Source organism: Sulfurimonas sp. (assembly GCF_041563035.1).
GTDB lineage: Bacteria > Campylobacterota > Campylobacteria > Campylobacterales > Sulfurimonadaceae > Sulfurimonas.
Genome location: NZ_JBFFNS010000037.1, coordinates 1 through 14,759 on the forward strand (window position 1 = coordinate 1; position 14,759 = coordinate 14,759).

The window sequence follows — 14,759 nt, forward strand, 5'->3', positions numbered from 1 at the left end:
TTAGTTTTCAATGATCTCAAACAATCTCAAAAGCTTCAACTCGAAGTCTCTCCAGGCCTTTTAAACAAGGTCTCTTTGTTTGTGGATGGGAATTATAGGGGGTTGTTGCTTAGAAGTTTCTTAATCGGTTGGGAAGTTTTAAAAACTTCCTTTTTCTGTAAATATTGACAGCCTAAGCTCTCTATTTTTCTTTTGGGTTTAGTTCTATAAAAACAGAATCTGAAAAATTTGGAACATCATCATAAGAGAAAACAGCATAATACTTGTGAACACTGGTGTCACCAAAATTGTCATACGTATAGTTATCTGTTCCTCCGTAAAGCTTTTGTCCATCATATGGTGAACAAGGAACTCTAAAAGGATTTTTTACTACTATTACTCCACTATATCCATCATCATCCGGTATATCCCACTCTAGTTTTATAACATTACTTTCAATACTATGTCTTAGATTTTCAACTTTTGCTGGTGCATTACGACGCTTTTTTATATAGTTGATTGTTAAAGAAGGTCTTTTAAGCCTCTTGTCATCCATAAAAGTAACATCCTGATTCTTTGAGAGAGCTTTATGTGATGAAGCAGATATTACAAATACAGCCTTATAGTCTTTCTCTATGTTTTCTACCATTTCATTTATAGCATATGTATCAAATACAAATCTTTGTTTAGGTTCTGATTTAATATCAGATACACTTACATCATAACCTATTCTTTCAATGATCTCTCTTGCTTTAATTTTTTCATATGTTCTTTCACCTTCACAAGGCTTAACCATCTCTATATGAAAACGAAGGGTATTAGTTGAGTTTATATTAATAGCATCTATCTCTATATATGCGCTTGATATTACGGTGTTATCCATTTCGGGCCATTGAGAAAGATCAAACTCTATACAAGAATATTTTTTATTTCCATCTTTGTCGTATCCTGCTACTAATTCATTTTCTAATATTTTATTCTCTAAAGCTGTAAACTCTTTTGATGATTGAAGTTCAAGTTTAGCTTCATTAACAGTATATGATATATCTAATTTTGGTCTATATGTAAGTCCTCCACTAAATTTTCCATAGCCTATATCCCACTGCATAAGTTGAGAAGCACGATCTAATGGTAGTGATGATGGCCCTTCAAATTTAAATAGAGCTTCTGAGCGAGCTAGTGATTTTTGTAAAACAGCTATTTCTTGTGCTGCAAATTTATACGTTCTCCAGATACCTTGAGATAATTGAGCAGAACCTGTTGGTCTATCTATATAACTCAGTGTTTTAGCATTCTTAATATCTTCAAAACTACTAATACTGTCTATGGTTCTTTCATCTATCTGTCCAACTCTCCACTCTCCATAACTCTCAACTTGAACAGAGACTCTATTCATAGGGTAAAAAGAGATTGAAGCACTTGTTATAATTGCATTTTGTGGTATTGTAGATAAAGAAAATCCACAAACACCAAAACATTCACCCTTGCTTTCAGAAATACCTACAAACATAGAATTATTTCCAAAATGCTCTGTATTCTTTTTAGTTTTTTCCCCAACATAGCCGATTTTATCTGCTAGAGGATATAAAATTTTTGAAAACATATTTTCTAATGGTTGTGTTCTTACACCAAGAACTTGTGCATATGGAGATTTGATATTTCTTTTTTTACATACTGCTCTTACATAATAGTAGTAATTAGTAGATGCTCTTAAGTTTTTGTCTTCATAAGTTTTTAATTTTGTCATACCAATTCTATTTGAAGCTTGAGCAAAACCTTTTTTAGTACGTGAACGGTATATTTCAAAATACACAGTTTCATCATCAGGATAATCCCATTTAAGTTCAACTTCTCTAGAACCAACTTTCGTTGCAATAAAATTTTCAACTCTAAAGAGTGCATTTTCTTTTTTATAATTGTTTACTTCAGAAAGAGCAAATATAAGTGCCGGAATATTTTCTTCTATATTCTCACTCATATGCTCTTTGTAATCACTTATATTTCTAGTTCCTACTTCTACTACTAATGACAATGCACCCTGTCCATAGTAAAATTCTCTACCGCTTCCTGAAATCAAATGCACTGGAGGCTTGCCCATATGAACACCATATTCACGACCGGACTCTTTTCTAATCTCTTCAGCCATATTAGATGCTAAAAGATTTAAATCAACTGCATCTATTGCATCTTCATGTATAAAGTTATGCGCAGGAAAAAAAACATTTCCTTGCGAATGATAGTCAAGTGCTATAGTTATATTATTATGGGAAGTAAAGAAATCTCTCAGTGACGCTGTTTCAGGTTCACTAAAAGCACTTGGACCAGAGTAAACATTTGAGGTTGTATCTTTATTTGGAGTAAAGCCTATAGAGAAGTTTCTGTTTAAATCAACTCCAAAACTTCCATCTGCATTTTTTCTTCTGTTTTTTCTCCAAAATGAGAAGTGATTTCTTGAATACTCAAACCCATCCGGATTTGCACAAGGAACCATGTAAAGTGTTGCTCTATCTAAAATAGCATTAAGTTGAGGGTCGTAATCAATATGATCTAATATATATTTTGCAAAACTAAGGCTAAGCTCAATCCCTATCCACTCCCTAGCGTGAATAGTTCCTGTATAAAAAAGTGCTGGTTTTTCTAAATGTGTATCTATATTTTTTGTAATACTTACGGCAATAATATCCCTATCTTCCCAAGTTTTACCTATAGATTCCACTTTGAAAAGATCTGGATTAGATATTTGTGCTTGTTTAAAAAAATCTACACACTCGTCGTAAGAACTATACTGTTGTCTCAAATTGTTACCTTAAAAAATTAGTTGTTAAAAGATTTAGCCCAGTGACTAACTTGCTCTTTGTAAGTGAAATGATACTCACTTAAGTCTTTAAGTGTGCTAATAATGCCATCTTGTGCCAATTCTTTTATTTTTACGGCAACATCTTCTTCCATACCTTCGAGCGTCATAAGCTCTGTTAGTGAGACATTTACTAGACTATACAGGCTCTTTTCATTTATTTCAGATGCTACTTCGTTTTCATAAGTTTTTAGCATTTGGGGAAGCTTGTCTTCGTTAATTGGTGGTTTTATAGATGCAGGGATATCGTCAAGATTTGACTCATCAGTAAGTTCCATGTCAAAATTACCTTTATCTTCCAACCAATAAGTTCCATCAACTGATGGTTCATATTGAGCAAAATAAAGCTGTCTTATAGTTCTTAAAACTGATGGATTCATTTTTCCTAATTCTTCCCAAGAAAAAAGAGGTACGTGAGGCAATCGAAACTTTCCAGCGCTTAAATCCCACATTATATATTGTCCTATCCAATCTCGTACATAAGGGAATGCGGCAAATGCTGTGGCGCACTCTAACATATATGCCTCATTTGTATTTTCATCAATTGCTATATCACAAGCCCAATACTCTGCTTTTGCAGCTTTTGAAGCTTTTACAGCAAGTTCAAGTGCACTCATTGGAATATTCTCATAACTCATACTGCCACCCTGTGAAGTATTTGTAATCCACTCCCCTATTCCAGAGTATCTCCAAAATGCACAAATTGGCTTATGTCCTATAAGCATAACGCGGATATCTCCACTATCTTTTAGCGGTATTGCATCTTGTGAATATACAGGTTTATAGTTTTTCTTACCTAATAACTCTTTAGCCTCTTGATAATTATCTACTTTATGAACATAGTATCCTCCATAATTAGAAGGACCATAACTTCTTTTGATTATCTGAGGGTAATGACAACTTTTAAAATATGAGTCTGCCTTATCTTCGCTATATGTTATTATAGTTTTTGGAGTTTGAATATCATACTTCTGGCAAAATAAAGTTACATTTTCTTTAGATTTATTAGAAAATTGAGTTTCTATAGACGGAATAAACCTAACATTTGGAAGTTCTTTTGCTATCTCTTTAAAGGTTTCATATGCGGTTGCCGGAATATTACCAACTAAAACATCAATCTTTTTTCTTTTGACTTCTTTGATAAACCTCTCTCTATCATTTTTCCAGTGATATGTAACTGCCTCGATTTTATCAGGCCAGCCCTTGAAATTACTATAATCAAAAAATCTTAAAACATAGTCTAAATATAAAAATCCTAATTTTGGAAGGTTGTGCTTTTTTACCATTTTTCAGCCTTTAATATTTACTTTTTCTATCTATCAACTCCACTATCTTATCAATCTTTTTGTCATTAAAATCAAGTCCCATTTTTTCTTGATCTGGTGTTGCAAATGCTGGTATTCCATTGACTTCAAGTACTATGTATTGTTCATGCTCTCTATCGTATAGAATATCAACACCTGCTATATCAAGGCCTAAAGCTTTTGTTGCAGCTTTTGCTATATCTATTATCTCATCATTTGCCTCACGAAGAATAATACTACCACCGCTAGAGATATTTGTTCGCCACTCTCTTTCACTTGCTTTTCTACCATAGCATGAAATAAATTCACCATCAACTATATCAATACGGAAATCTGTAAAATCATAATCTATAAATTTTTCTAAATATATGTGTCGTATATCTGTTTGATTGAGAAATGGAATCAATGTATCTAAACTTTTACATGACTCCAACAATGCCATACCACTGCCGCCCCAACCATCAATTGGTTTAAATACTAATTTTCTCCACTCTTTAAACTTTTCAACCATGTATTCAGGTGCTTCTCTATGACATATAAAAAAATTTGATGTTTCTATTCCGGCACGGCTTAGTGCTATATTAGACTTGAATTTATCTTCTGAGAGAGTAAATGCTTCATAGCTATTTACTGTAGTTATGTATCTACTTATTGTTTCATACATATATGTTTGAGTTTTAGTTTGTTCACCTGCATTATATGAAAAGAACAAATCTAGTTCTAACATATTAATATTATTACAGATGATTCCTTCTTGAGAGCCTTTTGCAAAACGAAGATTTAAGTCTGTCTCCACATCAATATCTCGTTCTTTTAGTTGTTCAACTATTTTTTTTTCAATGACACTACCACCACTGTTACCATACATCCAAATGCCAACTGTTCTATTCGCCATCTCTGTATTCCTTTTACTTAAACACTGACCTATTCGCAAAAAGTAAATATTTTTGCAAAAATCTATTCAATGTTTAAAATTAGGAATTCAGATTTAAGTTTACTTACTATTTACACACTAATTGTGAAAGATATAACACTATTTTCAAACTACCGCCTTATAATATTTTTTAATCATATTTATTAACTACTTAACTTATCTTTAAAAAATAAAAGTATATTTAATTATTTAGTTTTCTTATCTATTAAATCAACTATCAAATCAATCTTTTTATCATTAAAGTTAAGTCCCATTTTTTCTTGCTCAGGAGTTGCAAATGCAGGAATACCATTAACTTCAAGTACTATATATTTTTCTTTTTCTAAATCATAAATAATATCAACACCACCGATATCAACACCACAGGCTTTACATGCTTTTTTCGCTATTTTAATTATCTCATCATTTGCTTCTCTTACAAATACTGATCCACCACTAGTAACATTTGTTCTCCAATCAGTTTTACTAGCTTTTCTTCCATAACAACTTACAAACTCACCATTTACTATATCTACTCTAAAGTCTGTATTATCATATTTTATAAATTTCTCTACATAAAAATATCTCAAATCCATCTGATTTAAAAATGGAAGTAACATATCAAGGTTTGCTTCACTTTCTATTTTTGTAAGACCTACTCCACCCCAGCCATCTGTTGGTTTGTAAACCATCTTATCCCATTTTTTGATGATTTTTTTAAGCTGATGTCCATCATCTCTATGACAAAGTTTATAATCAGCTGTCTGAATACCTTTGTTCCTTAGTACGAATGATGTATGAAATTTATCTTCAGTTAAAGCGAAAGATTCATAGGAGTTGATCATTGGAATAACTCTGTTTAGCGCTTGATATAAATACATTTGGTATTGAGTCTGTTCACCTGCATTATAAGAGAAAAATAGATCTAATTTATTTAGTTTTGTACCTTCAAAAAGTATATTTCCATTATTAGCAATTGCGTGTCTAAGATTTACATTATTTAGAGTATCAATGTCTCTCTCTTTAAGTTTTTTGATAATTTTATTGCCAATCTTATCCCCACCGCTATTACTATAAAGCCACATTCCAATTTTTCTATTTGACATTTAATTTCCCTTTTTAAAATCTGAATTTTTCACAAAATAAGTAAATAATTTTTCACTCAACTCTATTCTGCTCTCAAAACTTTCCTTAGAAGCTCTTTCATGAATGGTATGATCCCCATCACCAAATGGTCCAAAGCCATCTAATGTAACAACACCACATGAACTGACAGTATTAGCGTCACTTACTCCACCTCTCTCTTCTGATTTTAAAGTAGAAAAAGTAATCTCTTCTATATTTTTTATCAAATTAAGTGAATCTTCACTTGTTTGCATCACATCTCTTTGAATACCGCCTCTAAGTTGTGAAATGGTCCCATTTACAAAAGATTTTTTAACTATCCCATCTATGCTATTTAAGACTCTATCACGTTCCTCTGAATTTTTGTATCTAAGTTCAAAAACCATATTAGCAGAAGGAGATATTGTATTTGCTCCAATACCACCATTGATTTTTCCAACATTAACAGTTGTCCCTTTTTCTAAGTCTGTTAATTTAACCAATTCTTGTAGTTTGTAAGAAGCTTCCAAGTTTGCATCATAACCGTGTATATAGCTATTTCCTGCATGAGCTGCTTTACCTGTTATATCTATAAAAAAAGTACCTACACCTTTTCTACCTGTGACAACTTCCATATCTTGTCCAGCTGCTTCATAAACAAAACAGTAGTCATATTCAGATGCCAACTTTGCAGTTAGATGCTTAGAATCATCGCTACCTGTTTCTTCATCGCTTACGAAAAGAATATCTATATTTTTTATTTCACAATTTTTCTTTTTTAGTTCTCTTAAAGCCTGTAGTGCAACAATATTTCCACCTTTCATGTCACATACACCAGGTCCGTAAATCCACTCTTCATCCTCAGAGTATTCTTCAAATTCATTTGGTGGGAATACTGTGTCTAGATGCCCAAGCAGTAGTAATTTTTTTGCAGTTTTGTCATGTTGCGAAGTATAATGTCTATGATTACCAATAAGTTCTCTATCATAAATATTTACTTCAAAACCTAACTCTTCAAACCATTTATCGAAAATTTCTCCAACCCTGTCTACACCCTGTTTATTTTTAGTGTACGAGTTTATATTAACAATTGTGTTTAAATCATTTAAATAGCTCATTCAACTCCTAATTTCTATACGAACTAGATTGATTGTACTATATATTTATTTAAATTTTGTAAAAAAGAATGGTATTTATTATTTGGGAGGGGTGAAGTGTAGAGACTTAGAAGATTATTTTCTTCTAAGTTCTTTGATACGAGCTTTTTTACCAGCAAGATCACGAAGATAAAATAGTTTTGCACGACGAACACGACCGCGACGAATAACTGTTATCTCATTAATTGAGTCAGAGTAAATTGGGAAAATTCTTTCAATACCAACACCGTTAGCACCAATTTTACGTACAGTAATAGTTTTACCTGTACCTTGACCACGTTTTGCTATACAAACACCCTCGTAGCTTTGTACACGAGTTTTGTCACCCTCTTTAATAGTTACTGCTAAACGAACAGTATCACCAGCACGAAATTCTGGAAGAGTTTTCTCAGCTGTTTGTGCTTTTTCAAAGTTTTCTATGTACTTATTTCTCATAAGATTTCCTTGTTCTATGCTTTAAAAGCTGCTCTGGCCTGAAGAATTTAGTCTTACATTCAGACAAGGCTAATTTAAGTGAGCGAATTTTACTATGATTTCCCTTTAAATATTCTGATGGAACAGAACAACTTTGGAAATCTTTGGGTTTAGAGAAAGATGGTGCCTCTAATAAAGGCGTTTCAAAACTCTCAATACTTAGCGACTCACTATTGCCAAGTACACCTTCTACATTTCTAGAAATAGCATCACACATAACAAGTGAAGGTAACTCTCCGCCAGTTAATATATAATCACCTATCGAGAAAACTTCATCAGCGAACTCTTCAATGACTCTCTCATCAATCCCTTCATATCTTCCGCTAACGAAAGCTATATGAGATTTTTTTGCTAATCTTTTTGCATCACTCTGCACAAAAGGTTTTGCAACAGGAGTTAAAAAAATAATATGAACATATTCATCTTGCTTTCTAAGTTTACTCAGAGACTCAAAGAGCGGTTGAGGGTTCATAACCATACCGGCACCACCACCAACTGCTGTATCATCAACTTTAGAATGCTTGTTATCACTAAACTCTCGAGGGTCTAAATAGTTTATATTTAAAATCTCTTTATCAATTGCACGTTTTAGGATAGAATCACAAAAATATCCCTCTACTATATTTTGAAATAGAGTTACAAAAGTAAAAGTCATTAAGAAGCTTCTAAAATATCCATTGCACCGCTAACGGTGATAATCTTTTTATCAATATCTGTATTTAAAATAAATGGCTTATGAAAAGGGATTAAAAAACTCTTTGCAGAGCCTCCATTAACAAGCTCATCACTTGTTTTAACATTCAGATAATTACTAATTGTGATACGTTCAACTTCATTTACAACACCCAAAAGCTTTCCATCTTCGTAAACTTCACAATCTTCCAGATCAAACCAGAAAAACTCACCCTCTTCTAGATGGCAGTTTTTTCTCGTCTCTTCCTTGGTTGTATAGAGTTTTACATTTGTAAACTTTTTTGCATCTTCGATAGTGTTAATACCAGCTATTTTTATAAGGCCTCTTTCATGATTTACATCACCTAGAGTAATAGTGTTATTTCTATTTGTCAAAAATGTGGAGTTTTTTTGAAATTGTTCCGGGAAATCACAATGGATATGAAATTTCATATCACCTTTTATACCGACAGTTTTGCCGATAGTAGCAATGTGAAGTCTTTGTTCTTTAGATTGGTTCGACATTAATTCTATAGCTTACGCCATCTTTTGCTTTACAGCCAGATATTACAGTTTTAATTGCACCAATCATTTTGCCCTCTTTGCCAATCAATTTACCGACATCGGCTTGATTAGCATAAAGAACTATTTCAGTAATTTCATCACTCTCTTTTGTTTGCACTTTTATATCATCAGGATAAGTTGCTATAAGCTTCGCAAACTGAGCGACAAATTCAGAAATCATGACTAACGGCCAGTTATCTTTTTAACACGATCACTCATTTTAGCACCAACGCTTAACCAGTAATCTAATCTTTCGTTGTCAACAACTAAAGTTTTCTCAGCTACCATTGGATTATAGTGTCCAATTAGTTCAATCCAACCACCATCTCTACGTTTGCGGCTATCTGTTACAGCTATACGATAAAATGGTTGTTTTTTTCTTCCCATACGAGTAAGTCTAATTACTGTCATTTGTTTTCCTTGTTTAAATAAAAAATTTTGGAGGTTTTTTTGCAGAATAAAATATACTAATGTAGTTTTATTGTGCCTCTTACCGCCTTTTGGCGTCTTATATCTTGAAAGTCAAGATACCTTCTAATCACAGAGGGATTATTTCAGAAGTTAAACGATTCGGAATTATAGCGAGTCACAGCTTAAATGTAAAGCTGTTGACATTTACTCTATCTAGGAATTGCTCCCATACCACCAGGACCACTCATTTGACCCATCATTGATTGAAGATCTTTCATTCCATTTTTACCTGAAAATTTCTTAGCCATCTTACCGGCATTTTTAAACTGTTTTATCATTCGGTTAATCTCTACAATTTCTAAACCACAACCTTTTGCGATTCTTCCCTTACGAGAGTTATTAAGTAGATCCGGGTTTTCTCTCTCTTTTAGTGTCATAGAAGAAACCATTGATTTAATATTTTTTAATTCGCTTGAATTTTCCATATCAAAGTCTTTAAGAGCCTTTGACATATTTCCCATTCCTGGAATCATTCCCATAAGAGATTTCATACTACCCATTTTCTTCATACTTTCCATCTGTTCTAAAAAGTCATTGAAGTTAAACTTACCTTTTTGAATCTTTTTAGTAAGTTTTTTAGCTTGTTGTTCATCAATTGCGCCTGCAGTTTTTTCAGCAAGACCTTCAATATCACCAAAGCCCATAAGACGGTTTACAACACGATCAGGTAAGAAAACTTCTAAGTCTTCCATCTTCTCACCGCTACCAATGAAACGAAGTGGAACTTGAACTTGAGATGAAAGACCTAGGGCTACACCACCTTTAGAATCACCATCATATTTTGAAAGGATAACACCATCGATGCCAATCTTCTCTTTAAATGTAGAAGCTGTTCTTACAGCGTCTTGACCAGTCATTGAATCAGCTACATAAAAGATCTCACTTGGATTAGCAGCTTTTTTAACAGCCTCAAGCTCATCCATCAGTTCATCATCAATAGCTAAACGACCGGCTGTATCTATAAGCACAACATCATAGATTCCATTGTTTGCCTTAGCAAGCGCTCCTGTCACTACTTCTACCGGATTTTTTGTAGCTTCATCTTCATAAAGTTCTACTTCTATCTGAGTAGTTATCTGACGAAGTTGTTCAACTGCTGCTAAACGCTGTAAATCGGCTGCAACAATAAGAACTTTTTTCTGCTTATTTTTCAAATAATTCGCAAGTTTACCAGTAGTTGTAGTCTTACCTGATCCTTGAAGTCCTGTCATAAGGATTATAGTCGGAGGATTTGGAGCAAAAGTAAAACCTTTGTTTCCACCAACTTCAAGTAGTTCATAAAGAGTTGCTCTAAGTGCATCTAAAAACTGATCTTTGCCGATACCGTTTTTTCTAGTCTCTATCTGAACTTTAGCTATTAAATCTTTTACGACATTATGGTTTACATCTGCTTTTAAGAGTGATTTTTTCAACTCATTCAGCGCTTTTGTCAGTGCCTTATCATCATCAAATGTACGAATCTTTTTTATAGCAGCTGTAAATGAATTTGTCAATGTATCAAACATGAAGTACCTTATATAGTTTATATAATATTTTGCGAATTATAGCAGAGTAGGACTTTTGGTTTATTTAATCTTGTAAACTAAACATCTACCAATTTTAGTTTCTCTTTACGTGAGAGTTGTTTTATGGCATATTCTCTCTTCATAGCTTCTACTTTATCATCACAATTTTCAAAGTAAATAAGCTCTACAGGTCTTCTATTTCTTGTATATTTTGCACCAACATTTGATGTGTTATGCTCGTTCACTCTTCGCTTTAAGTGCGTTGTTACTCCTGTATAAAGTGTCTCATCTGCACACTTTAATACATATACTTTCCAAGGACTTATCGGAGTTACAAAAATATCTTCATCATCAACTTTGTAAAACCTTGCTTCGTTGTTTTGACAAAAGTGGATGGTGTATGCGCAGGTAATAGAATCTAATATGTCCTCAAAATCTTTTAGACCTTGTCCTCTTAAAGTAGCTACGTCACTCTTTAGTATCTTATGTGGAGAAACAACTTTTGCTAAATATTTTTTATAGATATCAATTTGTTCTCTTACAAATCCAACATCTCTACCTTTTTTTCTTTTATATGGCAAAATTTTGTGATTGTTAAACAGCATGGCTATTGTCGAGTGGGGATAGACTTCATATATAACTTTATCAGAGTTATAATCTCTTTTATATCCATCTTCAATGAGTCTTTTATATAAGACTTCACTTCTTATATTTGAATTGTATTTTGTCAGGATGGTTCTATTTACGGGAAGCATAGAGATTTTATACTTTGCAAAATCTTTATTAAAAAGTTTTTCACACTCTCTATTTCCATCTTTATTAGGAACTAAGAGTGGAGCATCAAGACCTATATATACTTTATACTCATGATACTTTTGTATCTCATAGACTATATCATCTATAGATTTTAATAGTTTAATATCTATAATTTTTAAACTATTTTTATAAGGAACCAACACACAAAAGCCTGAGAGATTTTTATCTCCCCAAGCTAAATCAACTCCTATATATACACTATTGGAAGTCAACAAATACTTTAGGCTCAGGTGCTACAAATTCCATACCAAGTAATCTTACTTTATAAGCATGTAGCATTACTCTCTTAGCACGTCTTCCTCCATACTGTTCATCTCCAATAATCGGATGATCAATATAACGAAGGTGTGTTCTAATCTGATGTGTTCTACCATGGTGAATAATACACTTGATTTTTGTTTTATTAGCACTTACTAAATCTGGGAAAAACTCTGTTCTTGCAGGTTTACCTTTCCCAGAAACATTTGAGTAAGCTTTATTATTTTTTTTCTGAGTTAAAATCGGTTTATCAACTTCTACAGGTTCACTTATTATTCCCTCAACCCATGCAATATACTCTTTGTATACATTATCTTTTTTAAACTCTTTAATGGCTTTTTGTCTAAACTCTTCATCTTTAACAAGCATTAGCACTCCACTTGTTTCACGGTCAAGTCTATGCAGAAGCACAGCAGGCTTAAACTGTCTCTCCAGCTCATCAGAGTTTATGAATGCCGGTTTATCGACTACAATGATCTCATCATTTTCAAAGATAGGTTTAATCTTCTCTACTTTTTGAACTCTGAAGATAGTTTTAGCGTCCAGCTCTCCACGAGCGATCATTACTTTTTTGTTTCCAACATATGCTAAACCACGATCTATCATTGATTTAGCTTGAGAGTTTGAAACGCCCTCTTGAATTGCCAGTATCTTATATGCTTTTTCTTTTGACATTAAGTAGGCTCCTTTAAATTTATTTTTTATACTTCTAATATTTTGTTTACTACAGGCTCTAAGTTTATCTTCTCTTCAACCATAGATACCGGTAAATCTTTTGTAGCCAAAAGTGCTTTGTGAATCTCATCTGATTCAACATACTGTACATGATGTACATATTTGAAAAGCTCTTTTTGATCATGAAAATGCTTACCTGTAATTATCTTGCATCCAAAGAAGGCAGGTTCCAGTGGATTGTGTCCACCGACATCTTCTCTAAATGCACCACCAACTATAGCTATGTCACTAATAGCATACATGTTGTTGAGTTCACCCATTGCATCTACTAAAATCAAATCTGTCTCAAAGTTTTGAGCTTCTGAGAATCTTGAAAGAGTTAAAGAGTTTTTATCAGCATAATTTTTCATTAGCGAATAAACACTCTCAAATCTCTCAGGATGTCTTGGAACGACTATTAATTTTGCATCTACTTGTTTTTTATACTCTACAAATGATTTTAGTATTGACTCTTCTTCACCCTCATGTGTACTTCCTGCGACTATACACTCTTTAAGTGGCTTCTCATACTCTTTTGTCTTAGTGATTTTACCGGCTAACTTTATGTTTCCAATAACCTCAATGTTTTTTGCACCCAATGCTAAGAAACGATTTTTATCAACTTCACTCTGAGCATAAATAACTTCTACATTTGATAAAAGCTTTTTATAGAACCAAGCAAACTGTAAATATTTTTTTACACTCTTATCTGAGATGCGAGCATTTAAAAGTACAACTTTTGCACCTCTAGCCCCTGCAACTGCAAAAAGCATATACCAAAACTCAGCTTCTAAAACTACAAGAAGTTTTTGCTTTTTCATCCAAAATGGAAGTAGCATCTCATAAGGTAAATATCTAACATCTGCATCATACTTTTTAGCTTCTACCTGACCAGTATGAGTTACAGTTGTTATCTTTATATCTCTATCAGGCACTAGTTCTAAAATCGGCTTTAATGCTTTTGCTTCACCAAGTGAGCATACATGAAACCAAATTCCATCTTCACTATTGAATGACGGATTCTTAAAAAGAAAAAAACGGGCTGGGATAGATTCTTTGTATTTTTGCTTAAATGAGAGGTATACTAAAAGTGGAAGTGCTACAAGATATAGCACGACACTTAAAATATAATAGAGGAGCGTAAAAGGCTTCAAGCCCTACTCGTCAGAAGCTTCCATATGGAGAATACGACCACAGTGCGGACATGTTGTAATCTCCTCAGCTTTAATAACATCTGCTAAGATCTTATCACTGATTAACATATGACAACCCATACAAGCTTGCTCTTCAACAGCTACAACAGTAGTGTTTTTAGCCCAACGACGGATTTTCTGATAGAAAGCTAAACCTTTTTGATTTGTAGTCCCAAGAAGTTTCTCTTTTTCAACAAATACTTTTTGTCTCTCTGTATTGATAACTTCTAATTTTTCATCAACTTCAGCTTTTACAGATTCAAGGTTTGAATCTATTTCTGAAAGTGAAATTTTTGCTGCTTCTACTTGCTCTTTTTTCAGCTCAATGATTTTTTCAAGTCTTTCAATCTCTTCATTTGCGAAAGTAACCTGTTCTTTTGCTATCTCTTCTTCAAGCTGTAAAGACTTCATCTCACGCTCAGTTTTCACTTCACCACTTTTTCTAGAATTATCCTCTAATTTTTGAGATAGTTCGGCTAAATGCAATTCATTTTTGTGCTTTTTAAGTTGCTCATCTTTGATTTCATTGCTTAAGTTTTCAATATCTGTATCAATACTCTCTTTTTTTGCTAATGCAGCTTCATATTTAGAATTAGCTTCTTCGATTTGAGGCTCAAATGCATCAATCTCTTTATCTACGCGAGAAAGGTCTATTAATTGTTTAAGATGCTGGTTCATCAGTCTCCTTTTGGATTAAATATATGTGAACGGGTTCTTTGATGATGAAATTATAGCTTCTAAACCTAAAATTTTCAAATGACGGTGTAAAATTTGTGCAAAA

General features: G+C 33.0%; 15 protein-coding genes. All 15 read right to left on the reverse strand.

Annotation, left to right across the window (positions count from 1 at the left end; genetic code table 11):
* Positions 1 to 181 precede the first annotated feature (181 nt).
* Positions 182 to 2,776: a M14 family zinc carboxypeptidase gene (locus tag ABZC13_RS13720; protein WP_373005108.1), complete on the reverse strand. Its 2,595-nt coding sequence runs from the start codon at positions 2,774 to 2,776 to the stop codon at positions 182 to 184.
* A 17-nt stretch (positions 2,777 to 2,793) separates the two neighbouring features.
* Positions 2,794 to 4,119, reverse strand: coding sequence for a RimK family alpha-L-glutamate ligase (locus tag ABZC13_RS13725; protein WP_373005111.1), 1,326 nt, complete (start codon positions 4,117 to 4,119; stop codon positions 2,794 to 2,796).
* Between the two features lie 10 nt (positions 4,120 to 4,129).
* Entirely contained in the window at positions 4,130 to 5,032 is a 903-nt protein-coding gene (locus ABZC13_RS13730) for a RimK family alpha-L-glutamate ligase (protein WP_373005114.1), read from the reverse strand.
* A gap of 224 nt (positions 5,033 to 5,256) precedes the next feature.
* Complete coding sequence (locus tag ABZC13_RS13735; RefSeq protein WP_373005117.1) at positions 5,257 to 6,156, reverse strand: RimK family alpha-L-glutamate ligase; 900 nt, start codon at positions 6,154 to 6,156, stop codon at positions 5,257 to 5,259.
* Positions 6,157 to 7,272: a M20 family metallopeptidase gene (locus ABZC13_RS13740; RefSeq protein WP_373005120.1), complete on the reverse strand. Its 1,116-nt coding sequence runs from the start codon at positions 7,270 to 7,272 to the stop codon at positions 6,157 to 6,159.
* A gap of 114 nt (positions 7,273 to 7,386) precedes the next feature.
* The gene (gene rplS, locus ABZC13_RS13745) at positions 7,387 to 7,746 is read right to left on the reverse strand and encodes a 50S ribosomal protein L19 (protein ID WP_373005123.1); all 360 of its coding nucleotides are present in this window, start codon (positions 7,744 to 7,746) and stop codon (positions 7,387 to 7,389) included.
* A complete protein-coding gene (trmD, locus tag ABZC13_RS13750) occupies positions 7,736 to 8,440 on the reverse strand; it encodes a tRNA (guanosine(37)-N1)-methyltransferase TrmD (RefSeq protein ID WP_373005126.1) in 705 nt (234 codons plus the stop codon). Before trmD ends, rplS begins: the two co-directional genes overlap by 11 nt.
* Complete coding sequence (gene rimM, locus ABZC13_RS13755; protein WP_373005129.1) at positions 8,440 to 8,982, reverse strand: ribosome maturation factor RimM; 543 nt, start codon at positions 8,980 to 8,982, stop codon at positions 8,440 to 8,442. Before rimM ends, trmD begins: the two co-directional genes overlap by 1 nt.
* Positions 8,966 to 9,202, reverse strand: coding sequence for a KH domain-containing protein (locus tag ABZC13_RS13760; protein ID WP_373005132.1), 237 nt, complete (start codon positions 9,200 to 9,202; stop codon positions 8,966 to 8,968). The genes rimM and ABZC13_RS13760 overlap by 17 nt, the downstream gene beginning before the upstream one ends.
* Positions 9,203 to 9,204: 2 nt before the next feature.
* Positions 9,205 to 9,432, reverse strand: coding sequence for a 30S ribosomal protein S16 (rpsP, locus tag ABZC13_RS13765; protein WP_373005135.1), 228 nt, complete (start codon positions 9,430 to 9,432; stop codon positions 9,205 to 9,207).
* 209 nt (positions 9,433 to 9,641) lie between these two features.
* Positions 9,642 to 10,997, reverse strand: a complete 1,356-nt coding sequence (gene ffh / locus ABZC13_RS13770; protein ID WP_373005138.1) for a signal recognition particle protein — start codon at positions 10,995 to 10,997, stop codon at positions 9,642 to 9,644.
* 77 nt (positions 10,998 to 11,074) lie between these two features.
* On the reverse strand, positions 11,075 to 12,025 hold the full coding sequence (locus ABZC13_RS13775) for a DUF429 domain-containing protein (RefSeq protein ID WP_373005141.1): 951 nt from the start codon (positions 12,023 to 12,025) through the stop codon (positions 11,075 to 11,077).
* Positions 12,012 to 12,746 (reverse strand): pseudouridine synthase family protein, encoded by a 735-nt coding sequence (locus ABZC13_RS13780; RefSeq protein WP_373005144.1) that lies wholly within the window; start codon positions 12,744 to 12,746, stop codon positions 12,012 to 12,014. The genes ABZC13_RS13775 and ABZC13_RS13780 overlap by 14 nt, the downstream gene beginning before the upstream one ends.
* A gap of 26 nt (positions 12,747 to 12,772) precedes the next feature.
* Positions 12,773 to 13,939: a lipid IV(A) 3-deoxy-D-manno-octulosonic acid transferase gene (gene waaA, locus ABZC13_RS13785; RefSeq protein WP_373005147.1), complete on the reverse strand. Its 1,167-nt coding sequence runs from the start codon at positions 13,937 to 13,939 to the stop codon at positions 12,773 to 12,775.
* A gap of 3 nt (positions 13,940 to 13,942) precedes the next feature.
* The gene (locus ABZC13_RS13790; protein WP_373005150.1) at positions 13,943 to 14,656 is read right to left on the reverse strand and encodes a zinc ribbon domain-containing protein; all 714 of its coding nucleotides are present in this window, start codon (positions 14,654 to 14,656) and stop codon (positions 13,943 to 13,945) included.
* Between the last annotated feature and the right edge of the window lie 103 nt (positions 14,657 to 14,759).

Excerpts from the sequence above, each read along its gene's own strand:
- ABZC13_RS13760 (WP_373005132.1), bottom strand. The coding sequence starts at position 9,202 with ATGATTTCTGAATTTGTCGCTCAGTTTGCGAAGCTTATAGCAACTTAT.
- ABZC13_RS13725 (WP_373005111.1), bottom strand. The coding sequence starts at position 4,119 with ATGGTAAAAAAGCACAACCTTCCAAAATTAGGATTTTTATATTTAGAC.
- ABZC13_RS13740 (WP_373005120.1), bottom strand. The coding sequence starts at position 7,272 with ATGAGCTATTTAAATGATTTAAACACAATTGTTAATATAAACTCGTAC.
- ffh (WP_373005138.1), bottom strand. The coding sequence starts at position 10,997 with ATGTTTGATACATTGACAAATTCATTTACAGCTGCTATAAAAAAGATT.
- ABZC13_RS13790 (WP_373005150.1), bottom strand. The coding sequence starts at position 14,656 with ATGAACCAGCATCTTAAACAATTAATAGACCTTTCTCGCGTAGATAAA.
- rimM (WP_373005129.1), bottom strand. The coding sequence starts at position 8,982 with ATGTCGAACCAATCTAAAGAACAAAGACTTCACATTGCTACTATCGGC.
- ABZC13_RS13780 (WP_373005144.1), bottom strand. The coding sequence starts at position 12,746 with ATGTCAAAAGAAAAAGCATATAAGATACTGGCAATTCAAGAGGGCGTT.
- rplS (WP_373005123.1), bottom strand. The coding sequence starts at position 7,746 with ATGAGAAATAAGTACATAGAAAACTTTGAAAAAGCACAAACAGCTGAG.
- ABZC13_RS13730 (WP_373005114.1), bottom strand. The coding sequence starts at position 5,032 with ATGGCGAATAGAACAGTTGGCATTTGGATGTATGGTAACAGTGGTGGT.
- rpsP (WP_373005135.1), bottom strand. The coding sequence starts at position 9,432 with ATGACAGTAATTAGACTTACTCGTATGGGAAGAAAAAAACAACCATTT.
- trmD (WP_373005126.1), bottom strand. The coding sequence starts at position 8,440 with ATGACTTTTACTTTTGTAACTCTATTTCAAAATATAGTAGAGGGATAT.
- ABZC13_RS13735 (WP_373005117.1), bottom strand. The coding sequence starts at position 6,156 with ATGTCAAATAGAAAAATTGGAATGTGGCTTTATAGTAATAGCGGTGGG.